The organism is Nocardia sp. NPDC051833 (assembly GCF_040681225.1).
Lineage (GTDB): Bacteria > Actinomycetota > Actinomycetes > Mycobacteriales > Mycobacteriaceae > Nocardia.
On sequence record NZ_JBFAYK010000004.1, the window covers coordinates 1 to 22,106 of the forward strand.

Annotated in this window: 19 protein-coding genes and 1 rRNA gene; 10 read left to right on the forward strand and 10 right to left on the reverse strand. The window is 70.2% G+C overall.

Going from position 1 to position 22,106, the window contains the following annotated elements; translation table 11 throughout:
• The 4 genes from rrf to AB0L91_RS28275 all read left to right on the forward strand — a co-directional run.
• Positions 1-91: ribosomal RNA gene (gene rrf / locus AB0L91_RS28260) — 5S ribosomal RNA — on the forward strand; the annotation flags it as partial.
• 204 nt (positions 92-295) lie between these two features.
• The gene (locus AB0L91_RS28265) at positions 296-931 is read left to right on the forward strand and encodes a YdcF family protein (protein WP_365015330.1); all 636 of its coding nucleotides are present in this window, start codon (positions 296-298) and stop codon (positions 929-931) included.
• An 86-nt stretch (positions 932-1,017) separates the two neighbouring features.
• On the forward strand, positions 1,018-1,827 hold the full coding sequence (locus AB0L91_RS28270) for an SAM-dependent methyltransferase (protein ID WP_355276585.1): 810 nt from the start codon (positions 1,018-1,020) through the stop codon (positions 1,825-1,827).
• A gap of 44 nt (positions 1,828-1,871) precedes the next feature.
• Positions 1,872-3,152 carry a sensor domain-containing diguanylate cyclase gene (locus AB0L91_RS28275; RefSeq protein WP_365015332.1) on the forward strand — a complete coding sequence of 427 codons (1,281 nt, stop codon included), beginning with the start codon at positions 1,872-1,874 and terminating at the stop codon, positions 3,150-3,152.
• Between the two features lie 27 nt (positions 3,153-3,179).
• On the opposite strand, the gene AB0L91_RS28280 is transcribed toward AB0L91_RS28275, so the two are convergent.
• Positions 3,180-4,172, reverse strand: a complete 993-nt coding sequence (locus tag AB0L91_RS28280) for an acyl-ACP desaturase (protein ID WP_365015334.1) — start codon at positions 4,170-4,172, stop codon at positions 3,180-3,182.
• Positions 4,173-4,429: 257 nt separating this feature from the next.
• Between AB0L91_RS28280 and AB0L91_RS28285 the strand changes: the two genes are divergently transcribed.
• Both AB0L91_RS28285 and fadD32 read left to right on the forward strand, forming a co-directional pair.
• The gene (locus AB0L91_RS28285; protein WP_355276591.1) at positions 4,430-5,650 is read left to right on the forward strand and encodes a KasA/KasB family beta-ketoacyl-ACP synthase; all 1,221 of its coding nucleotides are present in this window, start codon (positions 4,430-4,432) and stop codon (positions 5,648-5,650) included.
• 121 nt (positions 5,651-5,771) lie between these two features.
• On the forward strand, positions 5,772-7,652 hold the full coding sequence (gene fadD32 / locus AB0L91_RS28290) for a long-chain-fatty-acid--AMP ligase FadD32 (RefSeq protein WP_365015952.1): 1,881 nt from the start codon (positions 5,772-5,774) through the stop codon (positions 7,650-7,652).
• Positions 7,653-7,690: 38 nt separating this feature from the next.
• On the opposite strand, the gene AB0L91_RS28295 is transcribed toward fadD32, so the two are convergent.
• From AB0L91_RS28295 to AB0L91_RS28315, 5 genes are all read right to left on the reverse strand, one after another.
• The gene (locus AB0L91_RS28295; protein ID WP_365015335.1) at positions 7,691-9,292 is read right to left on the reverse strand and encodes an LCP family protein; all 1,602 of its coding nucleotides are present in this window, start codon (positions 9,290-9,292) and stop codon (positions 7,691-7,693) included.
• Positions 9,289-10,491 (reverse strand): Ig-like domain-containing protein, encoded by a 1,203-nt coding sequence (locus AB0L91_RS28300; RefSeq protein WP_365015337.1) that lies wholly within the window; start codon positions 10,489-10,491, stop codon positions 9,289-9,291. The genes AB0L91_RS28295 and AB0L91_RS28300 overlap by 4 nt, the downstream gene beginning before the upstream one ends.
• Before the next feature lie 26 nt (positions 10,492-10,517).
• The gene (locus AB0L91_RS28305; protein WP_365015339.1) at positions 10,518-11,063 is read right to left on the reverse strand and encodes a YceI family protein; all 546 of its coding nucleotides are present in this window, start codon (positions 11,061-11,063) and stop codon (positions 10,518-10,520) included.
• Between the two features lie 77 nt (positions 11,064-11,140).
• Positions 11,141-11,335, reverse strand: a complete 195-nt coding sequence (locus AB0L91_RS28310; RefSeq protein ID WP_365015341.1) for a hypothetical protein — start codon at positions 11,333-11,335, stop codon at positions 11,141-11,143.
• Positions 11,332-12,585, reverse strand: coding sequence for an MFS transporter (locus tag AB0L91_RS28315; protein WP_365015343.1), 1,254 nt, complete (start codon positions 12,583-12,585; stop codon positions 11,332-11,334). Before AB0L91_RS28315 ends, AB0L91_RS28310 begins: the two co-directional genes overlap by 4 nt.
• 104 nt (positions 12,586-12,689) lie before the next feature.
• Between AB0L91_RS28315 and AB0L91_RS28320 the strand changes: the two genes are divergently transcribed.
• Together AB0L91_RS28320 and AB0L91_RS28325 are read left to right on the forward strand one after the other, a co-directional pair.
• Positions 12,690-13,532, forward strand: coding sequence for a DUF72 domain-containing protein (locus AB0L91_RS28320; RefSeq protein WP_355276602.1), 843 nt, complete (start codon positions 12,690-12,692; stop codon positions 13,530-13,532).
• A 162-nt stretch (positions 13,533-13,694) separates the two neighbouring features.
• Positions 13,695-14,129, forward strand: a complete 435-nt coding sequence (locus AB0L91_RS28325; protein WP_365015345.1) for an Rv3235 family protein — start codon at positions 13,695-13,697, stop codon at positions 14,127-14,129.
• A gap of 1 nt (position 14,130) precedes the next feature.
• Here the strand turns inward: AB0L91_RS28325 and AB0L91_RS28330 are convergent, their stop codons facing one another.
• The 3 genes from AB0L91_RS28330 to AB0L91_RS28340 form a co-directional block, all read right to left on the reverse strand.
• Positions 14,131-15,507: a metallophosphoesterase gene (locus AB0L91_RS28330; protein ID WP_365015346.1), complete on the reverse strand. Its 1,377-nt coding sequence runs from the start codon at positions 15,505-15,507 to the stop codon at positions 14,131-14,133.
• 244 nt (positions 15,508-15,751) lie between these two features.
• Positions 15,752-16,207, reverse strand: coding sequence for a DUF4254 domain-containing protein (locus tag AB0L91_RS28335; protein ID WP_355276608.1), 456 nt, complete (start codon positions 16,205-16,207; stop codon positions 15,752-15,754).
• Between the two features lie 189 nt (positions 16,208-16,396).
• Positions 16,397-17,542: an acyl-CoA dehydrogenase family protein gene (locus tag AB0L91_RS28340; RefSeq protein WP_365015348.1), complete on the reverse strand. Its 1,146-nt coding sequence runs from the start codon at positions 17,540-17,542 to the stop codon at positions 16,397-16,399.
• A 419-nt stretch (positions 17,543-17,961) separates the two neighbouring features.
• On the opposite strand from AB0L91_RS28340, the gene AB0L91_RS28345 reads away from it, so the two are divergent.
• Positions 17,962-19,263: a hypothetical protein gene (locus tag AB0L91_RS28345; protein ID WP_357348437.1), complete on the forward strand. Its 1,302-nt coding sequence runs from the start codon at positions 17,962-17,964 to the stop codon at positions 19,261-19,263.
• Positions 19,264-19,328: 65 nt separating this feature from the next.
• Positions 19,329-20,579: a hypothetical protein gene (locus AB0L91_RS28350; RefSeq protein WP_365015350.1), complete on the forward strand. Its 1,251-nt coding sequence runs from the start codon at positions 19,329-19,331 to the stop codon at positions 20,577-20,579.
• Between the two features lie 8 nt (positions 20,580-20,587).
• On the opposite strand, the gene AB0L91_RS28355 is transcribed toward AB0L91_RS28350, so the two are convergent.
• Positions 20,588-22,012 (reverse strand): AIM24 family protein, encoded by a 1,425-nt coding sequence (locus AB0L91_RS28355; protein ID WP_365015352.1) that lies wholly within the window; start codon positions 22,010-22,012, stop codon positions 20,588-20,590.
• Positions 22,013-22,106: the final 94 nt, after the last annotated feature.

Sequence of the window (22,106 nt, forward strand, 5' to 3'; positions counted from 1 at the left end):
GCCCGGTCCCATTCCGAACCCGGAAGCTAAGGCCACCTGCGCCGATGGTACTGCACTCGACAGGGTGTGGGAGAGTAGGACACCGCCGGAACATCATTGCGAAAGGCCCTCCAGCATTGCTGGAGGGCCTTTTTGCGTTGTGGGACAACCGCTCTCGCTAGCAGTCCGGGCTCCCGCGTGCCCCCAGAATCGGGGGATTGCAATCCGAACTGTGAATATTTCAGAAACGTCTGTGCGGACCGGCCCGGTCCGTCACCATGGTGCGACGTTGCTTCGGGAGGTCACCATGGATTGGTTGTTCGCTCACAAGTCTCTGCGGCGCGGGGCGGCCGCCCTCGTGCTGCCCGCCGCGCTGATCGGCGCGCTGGCCACCGCCGCGCCCGCGCTCGCCGCGCCCGCACCCGACCCGCTGGCGGGCATCGCCGACGGCGTGGCGGGTGCGGCGAATTCGATCGCCGGCGTGGCCGGTATCGACCTGCCCGACACCTACGGACCCGAGACCGCGATCGTGGTGCTCGGCTACGGTCTGCAACCCGACGGCACCATGCGGGCCGAACTGGGCAACCGGCTGCACGCCGCGCTGGTCCAGGCCTTCATGTCGCCCTCCTCCCCGGTGATCGTCACCGGCGGCAACCCGCGCAACGGGATCACCGAGGCGCAGGTGATGGCGGACTGGCTCAATATCCGCGGGGTCGCCAGGCATCGGATCTATGCCGAGACCCAGGCCGGGTCGACCGTGCAGAACGCGGAGTTCTCCGCGAAGCTGATGGAGGCTCTCGGCATCCACAAGGCCGTGCTCATCACCTCCGCCGACCACATGCGCCGCGCGCTGGACAATTTCATGGCCGCGGGCATTCCGGTGGTCGCGACCATGACGCCGGATGTCGCGCCGCTGTGGGCGCAACCGTTCGGTGCCGGAAACGAGCGATAGGGCACGCCTGAGTCGGTGGCGGGCACTACGATGCGTCTGGCGTTGTCGCGGGATGTGATGTCGCCGCGAGCGGACAGGGGTATGTGATGGACAGGCCTGCGTGGGCACCGGACGGCGTGGATATGCAGCAACCGAGCCCAGCGCGCATGTATGACGCGCTGCTCGGCGGCTCGCACAATTTCGCCGTTGACCGGATGGCGGCGGAGAAGGCGACCGAGCTCGTGCCCGATCTGCCCCGGCTCGCGCTGAGCAACCGCGCTTTCCTGCGCCGGGCGGTGCGGTTCATGCTCGACGCCGGGATCCGGCAGTTCCTCGACATCGGATCGGGCATCCCGACCGCGGGCAATGTCCACGAGATCGTGCACGAGATCGACCCCGAGGCGCGGGTGCTCTATGTCGACATCGATCCGGTCGCCGTCGTCCACTCCCGGACGATTCTGGCGGGCCGGGCGCGGGCCGGCGCGATCGAGGCCGACCTGCGCAAGTCCGAGGACCTGATCGCCAAGGTCGGGGAGACGGGCCTGATCGACTTCGACGAGCCGGTCGGGCTGCTGCTGATCGCGGTGCTGCACCTGGTGCAGGACGCCGACGATCCGGTCGGCAAGGTGGCCGCGCTGCGGGAGGCGGTCGCACCGGGCAGTTTCATAGCCATTTCACATCTCACCTCGGCGCTGCGGCCGGAGGATGCCGGTAAGCTGGGTGAGCACTCCGCGACGGAGACCAGGGTCGGTATCCAATTCCGGTCCAGGGACGCGATCGTGGAGTTGTTCGAGGGTTGGGGCATGGTTTCCCCCGGGGTTGTCGAGCTGCCGCTGTGGCGGCCGGAGTCCGAGCGGGATCAGCACGAGAAGCCGGGGCGATCGCTCGGGTTGGCCGGAGTCGCGCGGAGAGACTGAGCCGTCGATCCGGCGGTGCTCGGAGATGACAGGGTGGACGAGTAGTGGGGTCGTGGGAGCTGGCGCAGCGGTGGGCCGATGCCCTCGACGGCGTCGTCGCTCCCACCCTCAACCGCTCCCAGATCGAGGAGATGCTCGCGGCGCTGTGCACCGGGCTGCTGGAGGCGGCGCGCGGCGGTGAGGACCCCGATGTCGCGCGGCGGACGGCGCGGATGCTGGTCGCCGCCAACTACCGTGATCCGGCGGCGGTCAGCCGTTCGGTCCGGGTGATCTGCGGGGACCTGGTCGAGATCGCCGCCGACGGGCCGGACGATCCGCTCCTGCCCGAGATCAGGGAGCGCGCGATCGGCCTCGCCGCCGATTTCGCCGCGGGCTTCACCGCGGCGCTACGGGCCGCCGCCCTGGCCGAGCAGGAGGCGACGCTGGCCGCGGTGCTCGCGGCGGCGAGCGAATCCGAGAGCAGGCGGGCACTCTCGGAAGCGCGTTTCGAGGCGGTGTTCGACGGTGCCCTGGTCGGTATCGGCACGGTCGACATGACCGGGCGGGTGGTGAACTGCAACGCGACGATGGCCGAGATGCTCGGCCACACCCCGGAGACGATGCCGGGCCGGACGGTCGCCGACATCCTCGGCCCGCAGAATCTGAACGAGGCCTTCGTCGAACTGCAGCGCATGGTCAGCGGCGAATCCGAGAGCTTCCGCACCGAGACCGAGCACCTGCACGACGACGGCGAGATCACCGTCATCGACCTGTCGATGTCGGCGGTGCGCGACGCCGACGGCAACATCCGCTTCCTGATCGGCGTCGCGGTCGACGTCACCGAGCGCAAGCAACTCGCCGACCGCCTGTGGCACGACGCGAACCACGACGCGCTGACCGGCCTGCCCAACCGTCCGCACCTGTTCAACCGGCTCGCCGACGCCGAACCCCCGATCGGGGTCTGCTATCTGGACCTGGACGGCTTCAAGGAGATCAACGACCTGTGGGGGCACACGGTCGGGGACCGGGTGCTGCGCGTGGTCGCCGACCGGATGCGCGAGACCGTCCGGCCGCTGGACGCGATGGCCGCCCGGATCGGCGGTGACGAGTTCCTGGTGCTGGTGGAGGAGTGCTCCGGGTCCGCGCAGTTGTCGGCGCTGGCCGACGATCTGATGTCGGTGCTGACCACGCCGCTCGAGGTGGACGGGCACATGCTCGCGGTGGGGGTGAGCATCGGCGCCGCGTACTTCGACGAACTACCCGGCACGGTGGACGAATTGGTGCACGCGGCCGACGCCGCGATGTACCGGCACAAGCACGACAGCCGCCGCGATCCGGCCCGGTAGCGGCCGGGCCGGATCGCCGGGCGCCGCTCAGGTGAGCTGGCGCTCCCGGTTCGCCGCCCGCGCGAGTGAGCGGTCGCGCTGTTCCTCGAAGCGCACGACGTCTTCGCGCAGCCGGTCCAGGAAGGCGGCGAGTTCCTCGCGCGCCTGCTCCCCGCGCGCGCCGAAATCGGTGCGTTCGAAGACATTCCACTTGCGCAGCACCGGGAGCAGGACCTCCTCCAGGTGCTGGCGCAGATCGTAGATGCCGTGCTTGGCCATCAGGACGCCGTTGCGGCGCCAGCCGGGCATACCCGCACCGGGCATCTGGAAGCCGCGCACGATGATGCTGATCGCCTCGATGGCCTGATCGGGCGCCAGCTCGAGCGCGGCCTCGCAGAGATTGCGGTAGAAGATCATGTGCAGGTTCTCGTCGGTCGCGATGCGCGCCAGCAGCCGGTCGGCGATCGGGTCGTCGCAGACGCGGCCGGTGTTGCGGTGGCTGACCCGGGTGGCGAGTTCCTGGAAGGTCACGTAGGCGACCGAATACAGCAGGCCCGCCACGGATCCGGCCCTGATGTCGGTATCGCCTGCCTTGGCGTCGACGACGGCCATCGCCGAATAGCCGTTGGTCATGTGGATCATCCGAGCCTGCTCGAGCGCCACCGGATCGACGCCACGGGTCACCACCAGGTAGTCGCGGATGGCGATGCCGTGCCGGTTCTCCTCGGCGGTCCAGCGGCCCACCCAGGTACCCCAGGCGCCGTCCTTGGAGAAGTTCTCGGCGATCTCCCGGTGGTAGGACGGGAGGTTGTCCTCGGTGAGCAGGTTGGTGATCATCGCCGCCTTGGCGACGTCGGAGAGCTGGGATTGTTCCTGGTCCCAATCGATTCCGCCCATGGCGGCGAAGTTGCGGCCCTCGTCCCACGGCACGTAGTCGTGGGGGTGCCAGTCCTTCGCCGTCGACAGGTGCCGGTCGACGTTGCTCGCGGCGACCGGTTCGAGTTCGATGAGCAGTTCCAGTTGGGTGAGGTTCCTGGCCACGCTCGTGCCCTTTCCATGAAGTGAAAAGCAAGAGTTGCGCTGGTCCGGTAGTGTTGCCCGTCGTCGCCGGGTGCTCTGGGTCGAATGCGACCCACCGACAATAGACCCGGCGGATCGCGCCTCCGAACGACACGGTGCGGCAGCGCCTGTTTCTGAATTTGGGCGCGTCGCGGCGCCTGCATATACGCTCCACCAGTTCAGCTCCATCAGCGGTTCCCGATCAGTCGTGGCATAGCTAGAGAGAGTGAGCGAAAAATATGACGGACATCGTGGTCACGAGCCTGGCGGCGACCACGTCGATCGCGGGCGACGTCGACTCGACCTGGAAGGGTCTGCTCAACGGCGAAAGCGGGATCGACGTCCTGGAGGACTCCTTCATCGATGATTTCGAATTGCCGGTGCGGATCGGTGGCCACCTGAAGGTCTCCCCGGCCGCCTCGCTCACCCGCGAGGAGGCGCGCAGGCTGTCCTACGTCGAGCAGATGGCCGTGGTCCTCGGCCGCGAGGTGTGGCGCAACGCGGGCAGTCCCGAGGTGGATCGCGACCGGCTCGGCGTCTCGGTCGGGACCGGGCTCGGCGGCGCGGAATCCCTGATCTACGCGCGGGACAAGCTCGGCAACGGCGGCTATCGCAAGGTGTCGCCGCTGACCGTGGGCGCCATCATGCCCAACGGCCCGGCCGCCTGCGTCGGCATCGAATTGGGTGCGCGCGCCGGTGTTTCCACGCCGGTGTCGGCCTGCTCGTCGGGCTCGGAGGCGATCGCCAACGCGTGGCGGATGATCGTGATGGGCGACGCCGACATGGTGGTCACCGGCGGCGTCGAGGGGTCGATCCAGGCGGTGCCGATCGCGGCCTTCACCCAGATGCGCGCGATGAGCACCCGCAACGGCGATCCGAAGGCGGCCTCGCGGCCGTTCGACAAGGACCGCGACGGGTTCGTCTTCGGCGAGGCGGGCGCGATGATGGTGATCGAGACCGAGGAGCACGCCAAGGCGCGCGGCGCGACCATCCACGCGCGGCTGCTCGGCGCCGGCGTCACCTCCGACGGATTCCACCTCGTCGCACCGGACCCCGAGGGCACCGGCGCGGCGCGCGCGATGACGCGGGCCATGCAGACCGGCGGGATCAGCCGCACCGACGTCACCCACATCAACGCGCACGCGACCGCGACGCCCATCGGCGACACCGCCGAGGCCAACGCGATCGGCAAGGCGATCGGTTCGCACGCGTCGGTGTACGCGCCCAAGTCGGCGCTGGGCCACTCGATCGGCGCGGTCGGCGCGCTCGAGGCGGTGCTGACCGTGCTCAGCGTGCGCGACGGCATCGTCCCGCCCACCCTGAACCTGGACAACCAGGACCCCGAGATCGACCTGGACGTGGTCTCCGGCGAGGCCAGGCGCGGCCGCATCGACTACGCGGTGAACAACTCCTTCGGGTTCGGCGGGCACAACGTCGCCATCGCCTTCGGGCGGTATTGACGATTGCCACGCGCGGGCGCCCGGTACTGTGCCGGGCGCCTGTGAGTTCTTCTTTGTTCGGCGTCATTGCACGAGTTCAGCCTCTCGGCGAGGCATTGTGCGTTGAAAAGGATAGGGAATGATCGGCGAGACTTTCGACGACTATGTGGACGAACTGGGCAATATCCGGATTCCCGGTGACCAGACCCTGATCGACTTCGTCGACAAACACAGCGAGGCCAACGGGGACGATCTGGCCTACCGCTTCATCGACTATTCGCGGGAGCGGGAGGGGGAATACCAGGAGCTGACCTGGCGTGAATTCGGCGTCCGGCTGCGCGCGGTGGCCGCGCGGTTGCAGCAGGTGACCGAGCCCGGTGACCGGGTGGCGGTGCTGGCACCGCAGGGCCTGGACTACGTCGTCGCGCTGTTCGCGGCGGTGTACGCGGGGAATGTGGCGGTGCCGCTGTTCGATCCGGAGGAGCAGGGCCACAGCGACCGGCTGCACGCGGTGCTCGGCGACTGCGAGCCCGCCGCGGTGCTCACCGTCGCGAGCGCGGCGGCGGGAGTGCGCAACTTCTTCCGTGAGCAGCCCGCCGCGCAGCGGCCGAGAATCATCGCGGTCGAGGCGATTCCGGACACGGTCGGCACGCGCTGGCGCAGGCCCGACATCAATATCGACAGCGTGGCCTACCTGCAGTACACCTCGGGCTCGACCCGGGTACCCGCGGGCGTGGAGATCACCCACCGCGCCGTCGGCACCAATCTGCTGCAGATGATCGACGCCATCGGCATCACCGAGAACGCGCGCGGGGTCACCTGGCTGCCGCTGTTCCACGACATGGGACTGCTGACGGTGATCCTGCCGACCATCGGCGGCAAGTTCATCACCATCATGTCGCCGAGCGCGTTCGTGCGCAGGCCGTCGCGCTGGATCAAGGAGCTGGCGGCCCAGGCCGACGGCGCCGAGATCTACTCGGCGGCACCGAACTTCGCGTTCGAGCACGCGGCGGTGCGTGGCCTGCCCAAGGGTGACGAGTCGCTGGATCTGTCCAACGTGATCGGCCTGATCAACGGCAGCGAGCCGGTGTCGGTGGCCTCGATGCGCAAGTTCAACGAGGCGTTCGCGCCGTACGGGCTGTCCAAGACCGCGATCAAGCCGTGCTACGGGATGGCCGAGGCGACGCTGTTCGTGTCGGCGACCAAGCGCGACGACGAGGCCAGGGTGGTCTACGTCGATCGCGGGCAGCTCAACGAGGGCCGGATGGTGGAGGTCGACGAGCACGCCGACGACGCGGTCGCGCAGGTGTCGTGCGGGTATGTCGCCCGGTCGCAGTGGGCGGTGATCGTCGACCCGGAGACCGGCATCGAGCGTCGCGAGGGCGAGGTCGGGGAGATCTGGCTGCACGGTGACAACATGGGCATCGGGTACTGGGGCAGGCCGGGGGAGACGGTGGAGACCTTCCACAACCGGGTGCTCGCCCGCAATCCCGTCGGCAGCCGGGCCGAGGGCGCGCCCGACGACGCGCGATGGATGCGCACCGGCGACTTCGGCGCGTACCACGACGGCGAGTTGTTCATCACCGGCCGGGTGAAGGACCTGGTGATCGTCGACGGCCGCAATCACTATCCGCAGGATCTCGAGTACTCGGCGCAGGAGTCGAGCACCGCGCTGCGGCCGGGGTTCGTCGCGGCGTTCTCGGTGCAGGCGGGGCAGCTGCCCGCGGCCGTGCTCGAGGCGGGCGGGATCACCGACGAGATGGCCGAGGCGCTCGTCGTCGTCGCCGAACGCGGGACCGGCGCGGCGAAACTCGATCCGGCGCCGATCGTGGACACGGTGCGGGCGGCGATCGCGCGCAGGCACGGGGTGACGGTCCGCGATCTGCTGCTGGTGCCCGCGGGGTCGATCCCGCGCACGTCGAGCGGCAAGATCGCCCGGCGGGCCTGCAAGGCGGCCTATCTGGACGGCACGCTGCGCGGCGGGCACCGCCAGGACGCCTACCCGGACGCGCCGGAGGAGTGAGCCGGTTCGGCCACCGGGTTCCGGTGGCCGAACCGCGATCAGTTGACGCAGGGGATGGTGCTGCCGATGGTGGTGGTCACCGGCTTTCCCGCGTCGGGCAGCGGCATCGTCGAGTTGCCGGGCGTGGTCGTCGTCGGGGTGGTGGTTGTCGTAGTGGTCGGTGCCATCTCGGTCGGCAGGGTGAAATCGGCGCCGACGACCACGCGGACATGGCCTTCCTCGACGGTGGCGGACGCGGAAACCGGTAGTCCACCGAGGGTTTCGGCGAGCGCCCTGGCGTCCTCGGCCGCGCCGGGGCCGTAGGTGAGGGCCGAGGTGGGACCGTCCCCGGTGGTTCCGTTGCCGATCTCGCCCGCCCGGTAGCCACGGGCGGTCAGCGCGGCCGACAGCGTCGCGGCCTGACCGGCCACCCCGCCGACATTGTGCACGTCGACGACACCGGTCGGCGTCCGTGTCGGGGTGGTGGTCGCCGCCACCTCCTGCCCGAACGCCGCCCGGACCTCCCGTTTGATCGCGGCCGGGTCGACGATATTGACGTCCTGGCCGTCGATCACGTCGTAGCGCACCACCGGCAGCGTGCGGAACTCCACCGGCAGCGACCCCGCGGCGCCCAGCTCGCGGGCGAAGTCGAACAGATTCCAGCCGTCGGAGAGCACCACGTCCTTGTGCGCCACGTCCATCAGCTGCGCGAGCCTGCTCAGATTGGTGAGCGTGCCGGAATCCTTGAGCGACTTGGCCACCGAGGTGAGGAACGCCTGCTGGCGGTGCGTACGATCCAGGTCGCCGTTGCGCAGGCCGTGGCGTTGCCGGACGAAGGCCAGCGCGTCGGAGCCGTTCAGGTGCTGACGGCCCGCCGGGAACACCGCGCCCGAGTACGCGCTGTCGTTGACCGCGTTGTTCAGGCACACGTCGACGCCGCCGACCGCGGTCGCCAGGTCGTAGAACCCGGCCAGCGAGATCTCGGCGAACCGATCGATCGGCACCCCGACCAGATTGCGCACGGTCGACACGGTCGACGCGCGGCCCGCCTCCCGGCCGCGCCGCTCGAGCACCACCGGGTCCTTCTCGCCCTGTTCGATCAGCTTCGCCTGCACCGCGGCCTTCTTCAGGCCGTAGGCCTCCTTGATCTTGATCTGCGAATAGCCGGGGATGCCGGAGACCGGGACGTAGTCGTCGCGTGGGATGGAGAACGCGACGATCTTGCTCAGGTCGGCCGGGATGTGCAGCAGGATCAGCGAGTTCGCGTTGTAGCCGCCCTCGGTGCCGTCGCCGGCGTGCAGCTGGTCGAGGATCTCCTTGGGCAGGTCGTTGCCGTCGAGATCCTTGCGGGTGTCCAGGCCGATCAGCAGGATGTTGACGGCACCACCGCCCGAGCGCGGCGCGTCCTCGCCGAGCGCGGTGGAATGGGTGAAGCCGGAATCGAAGTCCTGCTTGGCCGACCAGGCCAGGCCGGTGCCGGTGAGCACGGCCAGCGCGGTCGTCGCGCCGAGCATCCTGGCCATGATCAGCGCCGCGCGCCGGAAACCGCCGCGGCGGTCGCGGTGTTCGGCGTGGCGGGCCGGTCGGCCGACGCGCTGTGGTCCATATCCGGGTGTGTCCCGGCGCGGTGGGGGCGCCGGGGTGTCGTGTGTTCGGTTCACCGCAGTGCGCTACCTGCCTGCCACTGTTCCCACGGAACGCTCCAGTCGCCGTTCTGCCACACCTCGAGCGGCGCGCCGCCGGTGTTGCGGATCTCCACCACGTCGCCGGGCTGGGCGAAGTCGTAGAACCATTTCGCGTTCTCGCCGCTGAGATTGAGGCAGCCGTGCGAGACGTTGGTATTGCCCTGCGCCCAGACGGTGTCGTCGAGCTGATGCAGGTAGATGCCGTCGGTGCTGATCCTGGTCGCCCAGCCGATGGTCTCCTTGTAGCCGAGCCGGGAGTTCACCGGCAGGCCGTAGGTGGAGGAATCCATGATCACCGGGTTGGCCTTGTCCATGACGGTGTAGGTGCCCGGCTGGGTCCAGAAGGTGATGGTCTTGCCGCCGATGACCTCGCTGCCGCCCCGGCCCATCGAGGTGGGCATGGTGCGGATGAGGGTGCCGTTCTCGTACACCCGCACCTGCTTGTCGTTGTCGTCGACGATCGAGACGTGCGAGGGGCCGATGGTGAAGCTGGTCCTGGTGTCCTCCTGGCCGTACAGGCCGCCGCCGAGATCCTTGCCATAGATGTCGGCGGCCAGGGTGACCTTGGTGCCGGGCGCGTAGTAGTTCTGCGGGCGCCAGTGCGCGTTGCGGTTGTCGAGCCAGAACCAAGAACCGGCGACCGGCGGGTCGGTGGTGACGCTGAGCCGCTGTTGCGCGGTCGCCCGGTCGGGGACGTCCTCGTCGAAGTGCGCGACGACGACGGTGCCGACGCCGTAGCTGTCCGCGGGGTCGAGCGCGGCGCCGCCGGTGGTGCGGAAGTACACCTTCGTCTGGTTGTTCGGCGCGAGGGTCGAGAACGAGGAGGTGATCGGTCCCACGGTGCCCAGCACGGTGAGCGCTTCGGCGCCGACGGTGTAGGTGTGGCCGTAGCCGAGCGGTTCGGCGGGCTTCCAGGCGGTCTGATCGGGGGTGAAGATGCCCTCGACGGCGCGGCCCTGCTCGTTGGTCATGGTGACCGAGGTCAGCTTGCCGTCGCTGGTGCCGACCCGGACCGGTGCCAGCGGGTCGACGTCGGTAGCGCCCGCCGCTGGCGCGACGGTGATGACCGGGTCGGGTGGGGCGGTGGACTGGGTTCCCGAATCGGTGGAGCCACAGGCCGCGAGGAGCAGCGCGAGCCCCGCGGCGAGGCCGGCCCGCCATCGACGTCCTGACATTCGCCCCTCCTGTGCCCGTGTCCGAGTCAGCCCTGGAGGCCGACCTCGACATCGAGCGAAATGGTGATCTTGTCGCCGATCACGGCGCCGCCGTTGGCCATCGGCATCTCGGTGGTGATCCCGAAATCACGGCGGTTGATGGTGGTGGTCGCGGTGAAACCGGCGACCGGCGCGTCGATCATGCCGGGGCCCGCGCCGAGGAACTCCACGGCCAGGGTGACCGGGCGGGTGGTGCCACGGATGGTGAAATCGCCGGTGACGTCGAATTCGGTGTCGGTGGGCCGGAACCCGGTGGCCGTGAAGGTGGCGAGCGGGTAGTGGGACACGTCGAAGAAGTCGGCGGTGGCCAGGTGGTCGTCGCGCTGCGGATTGTCGGTGGTGACCGAATCGACCCGGATCTCGACGTCGGCGTCGGCCGAACCGTCGGGGCGGATGACGAGCGTGCCGGAGAAGATCGTGAACCGGCCGCGCACCTTGCTCACCATCAGATGGCGCACGGCGAATTCCAGGGCCGAGTGGCTCGGGTCGATGACCCAGGTGCCCGCGGACAGTCCTTGGGTTGGTGCCGACATGATCTCTCCTCACCGAGCGGACCGGCCCGAGGGCCGTCGTGACGTGAAGCGATGACGGCACCCAGCCTAACCCCGCGTCAGTCCTCGCTGCTGCTGCGATCGCCGAGGAAGCTCAGCAGTGCCGGGTCGGCGGAGGTGAACCGGTCGACCTCCTGACCGCCCGTGCACTCGAACAGGCCGATGGTCACCGTGTCGGCGCGCCGGGCCAATACCCGCCAGATCGCGCCGGAATCGGCCCAGCGCCGCAGGGTCTCGATCGGGTCGGCGCTCACGGCTCGACCGTATCGCTCCCGGCCGCCCGTGGCTCGCGGTAGTTCGCGGCGACCAGCGCCAGGCTGGCCGCGGCGATCAGCGCGACGACGAGGTACATGGCCGGGTAGCCGAAACCGAAGCCGCCGTGCAGGGCCGACAGGACGGCGGGCACGCCGAAGCCGAGGTAGCTCACCGAGTAGAAGACCGCGTTCAGCCCGGCCAGGTCGCCCGGGCCCGCGATGCGCTCGATCTGCTGGAGCCCGGCCACCAGGCCGATGCCGTAGCCGCTGCCGAGCACGACGGCGGTCAGCAGCGTCACCGGGATGCTCAGGGTGGCCGCGGTCCACGACGCCAGCACCATGCCCGCGGTGAGCAGCACCAGGGCGACGACACCGGCCCGCGCGGTACCGGGCCGGTCGATCTTGCGCGCGACCGACTGGATCGTGAATCCGCAGCCCAGCGTCACCATGGTGACCAGCGCGGAGAAGGCGATCGGGGCGCCCTGCACGCGCGGCAGCATGAGCGTCGGGAGCACCGCGTAGGCGGTCGCGTTGGCGGTGAACAGCCACAGCGCGATCGGCACCGCGACCCGCAGGAATCGGCGATGGCCCGCGGCGGGGATCGTCAGATCGTCGCGCAGCCTGCCCGGGTTCCGCTGCCGCGTCACCGTTTCCGGTGACCTGGCCAGCCAGACCGAGGTGGCGACGCACAGCGCCGCGTTGACGAGATAGGCGGTGGAATCGGGCAGCGGACCCCACTGCGCGAGCACTCCGGCCACCCCGGCGCCGAGGGCGAAACCGGCGGTCAGGCTCATCGCCGAGCGGCGCGCGCCGACTCCGGCTGCCGCCACGGCGTACGGCGGCTGGGACAGCTCCTTGAGCCAGCTGCCGCCGACCGCCATCGCCAGGCCGAGCGCGACGCCGCACAGCATCCGGCCCGCCGCCAGCAGCGGCACCGATGCGGCGCCCACCGCGAGCAGCAGCGACCCGGCGGCCGCGATCAGCGGGGCGGGCAGCATCAGCGGGCGACGGCCGAACCGGTCCGACAGCGGGCCGCCGATGAGCAGCGCGGGCACGATGCCGAGGACGTAGTAGAACAGCAGCAGATCGACCGCCGTCAGCGGCAGGCCGTGGCTCTTGTACATCACCAGCAGCGGCGTGAACTCGTTGCCGCCCCAGGCGATCGCGACCATCGCCGCGGAAACGCCGAGCCAGGCGCGGGTGCGAGAGCCGGTGACAGCACCGGGCCGTTCACTGGTGAGAATCGCCATCACAGGCCCTTTCCGTCGTGCGCGCACCGGGGGACGCGCACGGGGCGAATGGTGGCAACCGGTCTCATTTTAGGCGCGGCCGATCGCTGTACTACGGTCGGCCTGTGCGTGAGCTGCGGGTCGGGTGTGCGATGTGGCAGCACCCACAGTGGCAGCAGCGCCAGCTCGCGCCCGGGGAGCGGCTGCGGACCTACGCCGGGTACTGCGGCGCTGTCGAGGGCAACACCACCTTCTACGCGACCCCCTCGGCCGCGACGGTCGAGTCCTGGGTCCGCCAGACGACGCCCGATTTCCGGTTCGTGCTCAAGCCACCGCGCGCCGTCACCCACGAGCGCAGGCTCGTCGACGCGCAGGGCGAGCTCTGGGCCTTCCTCGACGTGATGGCCCCGCTGGCGGCGCGGGTGCACGCGCTGTGGATCCAGCTGCCCGCGTCCTTCGGGCCCACCGACCTGGGCGCGCTGGCCCGGTTCCAGCGCGAGCTGCCCGGCGGCCTGCGCTGCGCGGTGGAGGTGCGGCATCCGGCGTTCTTCACCGACGAGCGGGCGGCGGTACAGCTGGAACGGGTGCTGGGCCGGATCGGCGCCGAATGGGTGCCCTTCGACACCACGGTGCTGTTCGACGGACCGCCCGGCGACCCGTCGGAGTACGAGGCGCGGGCGAAGAAGCCCCGGGTGCCCCGGCGGATGCGGGCGCTGACGGAGTACCCGATCGTGCGCTACCACGGGCGCGCCGACGAGGAGCGCACCGTCGCGGGCTGGGCGCCGTGGGTCGAGACCGTCGCGCAGTGGCTGCGCGAGGGCCGGTCGCCGACGGTGTTCGTGCACACCCCCGACAACGCCGCCGCGCGCGGACTGGCCCGGCGCTTCCACGACGCGGTCGGCGCCGTCGTGCCCGATCTGCCGCCCCAGCCGACGCCGGCACCCGACGGGCCGATGACCCTGTTCTGAATTCCGCGCACACCTGTCGGACCCTCATGGCATGCTGTGCGCCAGCACTGGGGAGTGGGTGGGCAAACTCGAAGGGGACGAGTGATGTCTACGGATCGACTGTCGTTGTCGCGGGCACCGCATTGCGAGCCGGGTCTCGCCGATCAGGGGGCGGATATCGTTGTGCCGCATCGAGTTTCCATCCAGCGCCGCCGACATTCGGGCGGGGCGCCGTACGGGGTGCGGCGGGCGGTGCGCGCGTCCTGCGTGCAGGGCACGCGTGGCCGAGTCGAATCCGGAACCGGGGCAGAGCGATTCGCCGAACAGGTGGTGCGGCTCGTGCTCGAGGTGGTCGACCGGCGCAGGCAGGCCGACCAGCTGCGGTCGGTCAGCGATCCGTTGGTGCTGGCCGCGGTGCGCACGATGCTCGCCCAGGACCTGGTGCCCGGCCGGGAACTCGGGGCCGCCACGCTGACGCGGGTGCGGGTGACCGCCGCCGATCCCGGTGGCGCCGAGATCTTCGCCTCCTATCAGCGCGGCGACCGGACCTTCGCTGTCGCGGGGCGGATCGAATCGGTCCGGGATCGGTGGCGATTGGTGGCGTTGCGGCTGTTCTGAGTCAGCGGCGCGCGCCGACCCCCGAGAAGTCGCGCGCCACCCGGTGATTGCGATCGGCGAGCGTGCCGAGGGCGTGGTCGGGTTGCAGGCCGAAGTACTGCCTGCGGGTCCGGTCGGTCCAGGCCAGCGCGGCCGCCGCGGCGATGCGATGGAAGTGCGCCGTGTAGCCGTGCTCGTAGATCCGCAGCAGGGTGTAGCCGCCCGGATACTCCTTGACCGCGGCGACCTCGAGGAACTCGACCCGGCCGGAATCGGGGCGGCTCATCCGGTTCCGGTGCGTGTGTCCGCTGTGGTGCAGGAACACTCCCGGCGCGGTCTGGTAGATCGCCTGCAGGCCGTGCGCGCTCGCGCGGTCGAGGACGAAGCCGGGGCCACCCGGATTGCTCAGTGCCGCATAGCGGGTCACCGGGTGGTGGCCGAAGATCAGCGTCGGCTGGTCGGGGGCGGCGGCCAGGATCTCCCGCAGGTGGGCCAGCTGCGGGGCGCGTACCGTGCCGCCCGCACCGCGCCCGCGGGTGGTGTCGAGCCCGATCAGCCGCAACCCGCCGAGGTCGTGGCAGGTGAGGCGCTGGTGGGCGTGGAAGACCCAGCCCCAGTGGTCCTCCCGGCCGCGGGCGACATCGTGATTGCCCCGGCACACGAGGTAGTCCCGGCCGTTGCGGCCCCAGGCGTCGAGGCGGGCGCGGATGCCACCGGACTGCTCGGCGGTGCCGCTGTCGGTGAGATCGCCCGCGACGACGAGGTGGTCGGCGGCGCGTTCGGGCCGCCGCAGATCGCGCAGCAGGGCGTCGGCCATCACCTCGGGGTAGTGGCCGTCGTCGTGGCGCAGACCGGGCGGCAGGCCGGCGACGATCAGGCCGCTGCGATCCTCGCCCCAGTGCAGGTCGTTGGCGAGCGCGATGGTCCGCAGCAGCCGTCCTGGCGGCGGTGGCGCGGTCCGCACGACCCCGGTGACCTCCGGTGTGCCGGGCCTGCGGGTCACCCAGGTGCGGCCCGCGACGGCGCGGACACCGTCGGAGTGGGCGGTGAAGCGATAGCGGCGACCGGGTTCGAGCCCGCGCACCTCGGCGTAGTGGTACGCGGTGCGGCGGGGATCGGCGAAGACCGGCACCGGTGCCGCGGTGCCGTCGGCCGGGGCGAGCCGCACCTCGGTGTCGGCGGCCGCCGGGCGCGGGATGCCGGACCGGTCGCGGCGCCGGGTGGTCCAGGTGAGGATCAGCGTGTCGTGGGTGACGGTCACGACCTCGAGGTCGGTGGCGACCAGGCGATCGCGCGTCGGCACCGCGTCGCGCGGGCGGGCCAAGGGGGCGCGGACGGTGGCCGCCGCCGCGCCGGAAGCCGCGTTGACCAGCCATGCGGTGTGCAGTCGAGGATCCACGCCGAGCTCCGTTCGCCGTCTACCGGGGACGGTACGGGTGCCGGTTGAACGCGCGTGGACGCCGATGTGGCCGTCAGCCACCGTGGTCGTGGCGAAATCGCCGGAGCTGGAACGGTCCCCGCCGCCCGAAGAACGGGGCCCGTCTGCCGCGCCGGACCTGGGGGAGGGTGGGTGTGAACCCGGGCGCGGCCGTGGAGCTGTGGTGCGCCGGTTCCGTGGCCGGTCTCGGGCAGCGCACCGACTGTTATTCGGTGCGCGGGCGGTTCCGGCTTGGTTGCGCGCCACCGCTTTCCGGTGCGTCGCCGTCGGGGCCGTCGGGCAGCCTGCGCGCGCCGTTGGCCACCTCGACGATGAGATCGTCGTAGCCACAGGCCAGTTCGTGCAGGCGCAGCTGCGCGGCGCGCAGTTCGGACTCCGCGCCGCAGGCCAGCGCGCGATAGGTGAGCGCGGCGAAGTGGGCCATCCGATCGACGACGGCGCCGATGCTCTCGGTGTGCATCGGCGCCGTCGTGTCGGGCCTCGGGGAGCGGATGACCACCCACCGGTCGATCTCGCAGACCAGACGTGCCCGCGCCCAGTCGATCTCGCTGGTGTCGCCGGGGACGAGCTGCTCGCGGCGTTCGTGCAGGCCGGCCAGTTCGTGCGCGGCGAGCAGGACGGGATCGCCGTCGCCGGCGAACCCGCACACCGCCTGCATCATGTGCGCACGGTCCGGCAGTACCGGTTCCTGTCCGGGAGCACCCGATGAACCGCCGTCCGTGTCCACTGTCGCCGCACCGTCCTCGTCGCCCCGTTTGCACCGCTTCCGAAGGACATTCGTCTCCGCCGCAGGTCCGGATAGGTCACGAAATGGCAGCTCAACGGCGAAAACCAGCTGTGCGCAGGAGTATTACAGGCTCCTGGCGATGATTTCCTTCATGATCTCGTTGGTGCCCGCGTAGATCAGCTGGACGCGGTTGTCGACCCACATCCGCGCGATCGGGTACTCGTTCATGTAGCCGTAGCCGCCGAACAGCTGCAGGCAGGTGTCGGCGATCTGCATCGCCTTGTCGGTGGTCCACCACTTGGCCATGGCGACGGTGGGGATGTCGAGTTCACCGCGCAGGTGCTTCTCGATGCAGTCGTCGATGAACACGCGCGCGATGCGGGCTTCGGTGGCGACCTCGGCCAGCTTGAACTTGGTGTTCTGGAAGCCGAACACCGGGCGGCCGAACGCTTCGCGCTCCTTGGTGTAGCGCAGGGTGTGCTCCAGCGCCACTTCCATGCCAGCGACCGCGCCGTGGGCGACGATCAGCCGCTCCTGGGGCAGCTGCTGCATCAGCTGGATGAAGCCCTGACCCTCCTGGGTGCCGAGCAGGTTGGTCACCGGGACGCGCACGTCCTCGAAGAACAGCTCGGAGGTGTCCTGGCCCTTCTGGCCGATCTTGTCGAGCACGCGGCCGCGGCGGAAACCGGGGCGATCGGCCTCGACCAGCACCAGCGAGACGCCCGAGGCGCCCTGGGTGGGGTCGGTCTTGGCGACCAGGATGATCAGGTCCGCCTGGGCGCCGTTGGTGATGAAGGTCTTGGACCCGTTGATGACGTACTCGTCGCCGTCGCGGATGGCCTTGGCCTTGACGCTCTGCAGGTCGGAGCCGGTGCCGGGCTCGGTCATGGCGATCGCGCCGACGACCTCACCGCTGGCCATCTTCGGCAGCCACTGCTGCTTCTGCTCCTCGGTGCCGTAGGCGAGCAGGTAGTGGGCGACGATGCCGTTGTGCAGGCTGACGCCCCACGAGGTGTCCACCGCGCGGGCCTGCTCCTCCATGAGGACGGCCTCGTGCGCGAAGGTGCCGCCACCGCCGCCGTACTCCTCCGGGATCGACAGACACAGCAGGCCCACTTCACCGGCCTTGTTCCACAGGTCCCGGTCTACGTGGTGCTGCTCGCGGTACTTGTCGATGTTGGGGACGAGTTCCTTGGCCATGAAGGCGCGGGCGAGGTCGCGCAGGGCGTCCAGGTCCTCGTTCATCCAGCTGGACCGGTTCGCGGCCATCGAGTCTCCTTACGGCTCGGCACAGCACTGGCTCAGGGGTGACCAGTGGTTACAGATACAGTGTGGACCACTATTGGCGAAGTGGCAATAATGAATTTTTTCCGGCGCGGGGCCGAATCGGAACCGTACCTTGACGGCGTATAACGCATGCCCGATTCGCGTTGTCCGCGAACATTGTTCGACAACGGATCGGCACCGAAGGTGCGAAAACAGTGGTCCGCGCGGAAGTCGGCGATTATCTTTCGGGGTCGGGCTACCGACCGGTATCGCCTGCGCGTGTCGCCCGCGGCGCGCCGGGAATGGGGAGCGGTGTCGGAGCATCGGTTTCGCACCGGAGGGTGTATGGACTATTAATGGCGTGTGCCGTTCACACGTGTGGTCACCCGTCTGCCTTCGCGATGCCGGGGCGGTGGTCAGGCATGACCATCGAGTCTCCCGTCGAGGACGATGTCAGTCAGCTCGCCCAGCGAGTGGAACGGGCGCGTGGGCGCCTCGCCTACCAATTCGATCCCGCGCTGACCGACGCACTGTCCGAGGACGAGCTGCGCGCGGAGCGGGAACTCGCCGAACGCATCCGTGAACAGGATCGCGAACAGCGCTGGAAGCACACCCAAGCGATGGCGCAGGCCTCCGACCGGGCCAGGAGCACCACCGAAGCGATCGAGAAGGCCGACATGCGAGATCTGCTGCTCGCCAGGAAGGCGATGGCCGCCCAGCGGCGCGAATCGAGCCCGCACGCGAAGCTGGCTTCGCTGTACCGGCATCGGTCGTGGTCGCTCAAGGCGCTGGCGGGCGTCGTCGGCGCGGGCATGTTGTGGTCGGCCGTGAACGTGCAGCACAACATCGCCCCCGGCGGCCCCAGCGATCCGCTGTACTGGTTCAGTTACCTGCTCGAGGCCATGATCAGCGTCTGTCTGATCATCATCATGGTCGGCACGAACAAGGTCGCCGAGTGGGGCGTCATCGACAACCGGCGCCAGGTCGCCCTGGCCGAGATCGCGCTGCTCGGGCTCACCGTCACCCTCAACACCTATCCGTATGTGCGCGACGGTCGTTGGTACGACGCCGCGGTGCACGCCGTCGCGCCGGTGATGATCGGTGTCGCGCTGCTCATCCACGACGCCGCCAGCGCCAGGTACGGCCTCGCCATCACCCGGGCGACCAGCCAGGTCAGGGACATGCCCGACCCAGCCGAGGGCATGCTCAACCGGCAGTCCAGCGAGGGTGTGCGGCTCACCTATCAGCCGCCGATGACCGGTCAGGCCCGCGCCGAGGCGTTCGCCGCCGACCAGGCCGCCGCCACCGCGCCGATCACCCGCGAACCCGCCTGGGCGCCCACCGAGCCGATCGCCAACGGCAACGGCAAGCCCACCGAGAAGCGCAAGCGGTTCGGCATCGGCAAGCCGGGCTCGGACAAGGCCGCGGCCAAGAAGACCGTGTCGCAGGCCCCCGTCGTGGCGCCCGAGCCGGTCGAGGCGGTCAAGCCCGCGGAGCCGGTGAAGTCCACCGATTCGGTGCCGGCGGCCCGCAAGAGCACCATCTCCGATATCGAGGCGCGCGTCGAAAAGGCCTTCGCCGAAGCCAACTTCGGCTACGAGGCGATCGAGCCGGTCAACGTCTACGACACCGGCCAGTTCCGTATCGCGGAGAGCCTGGAACAGGAACTCAACGCGATGCGGGAGGCCCGCCGCCAGGCCCGCAAGGAGCGCGCGGGGTCCTGACCACCGGCTGAATCGAGCCGCTGATTCGTGCTCGCCGAGCACGGTCGGCGGCTATCGTGCTGCGAATGAACGGGCGTGCGTTCGTCATCGGGGCGGTCGGTCTGCTGTGCGGCTACCTCAGCGGATACGTCATCGGCCACACGCGGACGAACTTCGCCGTCGTCGTCCGGGACGGACGGGCGAGCTGGTTCGGTTCGGGGCCCGCGTCGGCGGCGGTGATCGCGGCCGTCGTGGCGGTGGGTGTCGTCGTGCTGCTCGGCCGGTTCCGGGCGCGGTATCTCGTCGCGGTGGCCGCGGGGATGGCCGGGCTGGCGATGGTCGTGGCGATCGCGGCGCTACAGTCCGCCGGAACCTGGTCCGAGCAATGGGTTCTCGGCAGCATCGGGGCCGGTCTGCTGATCGCGGCCGCGGTGCTGCGGCCCGGCGGGCAGACCTGGTTCGTCGTCGGCGCCATGATCGCGGTGCTGTACGGCGCGCGCATCGATGACAGCGTCGAGCTGTCGCGGCGCTACGCCGACTACCTGAGCACCCGCACCGTGCCCGACCTGCCCGACAGCTGGCCGCTGCTGGTCGCCGCCCTGATCGCGTTGCTGGCGGCGGGTTTCGTGGTGGGCCGGGAGCGGATCGAGCCGGTGTCGCCCGGGCGCGCGGTGGCCGTCGGCGCCGGTGTCCCGCTGGGCGCGGGCGCGCTGATCTGGCTGGTCGGGGTGCTGCCGGGCAATCCGTCGGTGACCGTCGCCGTGGTGGCGGTAACCGCGGTGGTCGCGGTGAGCTGGTGGCTGCCGCGGGCCGAGGCCGTGTACGTGCTGACGATCCTGGCGATCTCGGCCGCGATCGCCGTCGATCCCGTGGTCGGCGTCGGGCCGGACCGGATCGGGCTGTCGATCCAGATCGGCGTGCTGGCGGCGGGCGCGCTGGCCGGCACCGTGTGGCGGGTGCCGGTCGCCGGGATCGGGCTGTGCGCGCTGGTGACGCTGAGCGGCCTGGTGTCCGCGCTGGTGGGCGGCTCGGCGGTCGCCGAATTGGCGTTCCGGTTCGTCCTGCCCGCCGCGATCGGCTTCGCGGTCGGCGCCTGTCTGCCGGTCTCGCCGTTGACGGTCGTCGGAATGTCGGTGCTGCCCGTGGTGGCCCGGCTCTTCGAGAACAGCAGGGCCACGTGGCAGTCCGACGTCGAGCCGGGCTGGACGGCGTACACGCCCGACATCTACGCGGTCACCACCCGCACCGAGCTACCGCTGGCCGCGGCCACCGTGGTGATCCTCGGCTGCGCGGCGCTGGTCGGGTGGCGGCTGCGCGCTACCGCCGAGCCGGGCTGATCCGGCGGTCAGCCGAAGATACCGCCCGAGTGACCCGCCTGCTGGCCACCGCCGGTACCACCGACGAAGCCGCCCGGCGGCAGTTCCGACGGCTGCACGATGACGAAGCCGCGCCCGGTGAACGCCAGCGTGCTCGCCTCACCCGTGCTGCGGCCCATCAGCCTGCCCAGGCCGAACGAGTCGTTGCGCTTGATCCCGGTCTGCAGGCTCGACGACCACGCGACCGCGGCGTTCGGGTCGGCGAAGGTGGCCTGGTCGACGGTGAGGACGACCGGCGTGCCGTGGGTGGTGATGGCGATGCGACCCCGGCCGGTGAACACGCAGTTGAACAGGCCCGCGTTGGACGCGTAGCCGGCCGCGCCCTGGACGCGGCCGATGTCGTAGCGCAGGGTCGAGTCGAAGGCGAGCACATTGGCGCCGTTGATGGTGAGGCCGTCGGAGCCGTCGAGGTCGATGATGTGCACGTCGGCGGCGCTGTTGGCGACGAACAGGTCGCCGCGGCCGGTCACCTTCATCAGCGGCACGCCCTCACCGGTGAGGTGCTGGCGGATGGCGCGGCCGATGCCGCCGGAGCCGAGCGCCTGGAACTGCAGGTCGCCCTGGTAGGCCACCATCGAGCCGGCCCTGGCCATGACCTCGCCGTTGAGGCCGACCTTGATCATCTTGCCGCCCTGCTTCTGGATCCCGAGGCCGTTGACCTCGGCGTGCGAGGGGTCGAACAGGTCGCTGTGCACGGGCGGGGCTCCTTGCTGGGAAGGGAACGGAGACTGCTGGGCGGGAGTTCCCGGATACGGCGGTGGGACGGGTGCGGCCTGGCCGGGTGGGAAGGCCACGGTCGGCGCGCTCGGTGGGTAGGTGGGCGGCGCGCTCTGTGGATAGGCGGGTGGGGGGCTCTGGGGAGGAGCGGGCGGCGGGGCGGGTGCGGGCGGCTCGGGTTCGTCGTCGAGGTTCACGCCGAACGCCGAGGCGATGCCGGCGAGCCCGTCGTCGTAGCCCTGCCCGATCGCCCTGACTTTCCACGCGTCACCGCGCCGGTAGATCTCGACACACACCACACCGCTCTCCGTGGTGAGCCGGGGGATCGGGAAAGTCAGTGTGCCCGAGGCGGATCCGATCGTGGTGGTCAGCTCGCCGACGGCGGCGAAGGTGGCGGGACCGCGGCCGTCCAGGCTCGCGGTCACCACCACCTTGTCCACGTCGGCGGGCAGCGCGGAGGTCCGCACCTGCACCACGTCCGGTCCGCCGTTGCCGTGCCGGTAGACGACGCCCGGTCCGGTCGGCTGATTGAAGAAGACGAAATCGGCGTCCGAACGCACGACGCCCGCGCTGTTGAGCAACAGCGCCGAGACGTCGACCGGGGCCGAGCTCGCCACGGTGACGGTCAGCTCGTCACTGGGCGCGGGGCGGTTCTCGCCGGGAGCCAGCGCGGTCACGACACCACGACCCAAGACCGGGTGGTTTGTCCGATTCGAAATCGTTCCACGGCCTCGATAGTGCCGTGTGCGCCGCCGCCGCGCCAGCTGCCCC

Excerpts from the sequence above, each read along its gene's own strand:
- AB0L91_RS28270 (WP_355276585.1), top strand. The coding sequence starts at position 1,018 with ATGGACAGGCCTGCGTGGGCACCGGACGGCGTGGATATGCAGCAACCG.
- AB0L91_RS28305 (WP_365015339.1), bottom strand. The coding sequence starts at position 11,063 with ATGTCGGCACCAACCCAAGGACTGTCCGCGGGCACCTGGGTCATCGAC.
- AB0L91_RS28315 (WP_365015343.1), bottom strand. The coding sequence starts at position 12,585 with ATGGCGATTCTCACCAGTGAACGGCCCGGTGCTGTCACCGGCTCTCGC.
- AB0L91_RS28340 (WP_365015348.1), bottom strand. The coding sequence starts at position 17,542 with ATGGCCGCGAACCGGTCCAGCTGGATGAACGAGGACCTGGACGCCCTG.
- AB0L91_RS28345 (WP_357348437.1), top strand. The coding sequence starts at position 17,962 with ATGACCATCGAGTCTCCCGTCGAGGACGATGTCAGTCAGCTCGCCCAG.
- AB0L91_RS28350 (WP_365015350.1), top strand. The coding sequence starts at position 19,329 with ATGAACGGGCGTGCGTTCGTCATCGGGGCGGTCGGTCTGCTGTGCGGC.
- AB0L91_RS28300 (WP_365015337.1), bottom strand. The coding sequence starts at position 10,491 with ATGTCAGGACGTCGATGGCGGGCCGGCCTCGCCGCGGGGCTCGCGCTG.
- AB0L91_RS28335 (WP_355276608.1), bottom strand. The coding sequence starts at position 16,207 with ATGATGCAGGCGGTGTGCGGGTTCGCCGGCGACGGCGATCCCGTCCTG.
- AB0L91_RS28285 (WP_355276591.1), top strand. The coding sequence starts at position 4,430 with ATGACGGACATCGTGGTCACGAGCCTGGCGGCGACCACGTCGATCGCG.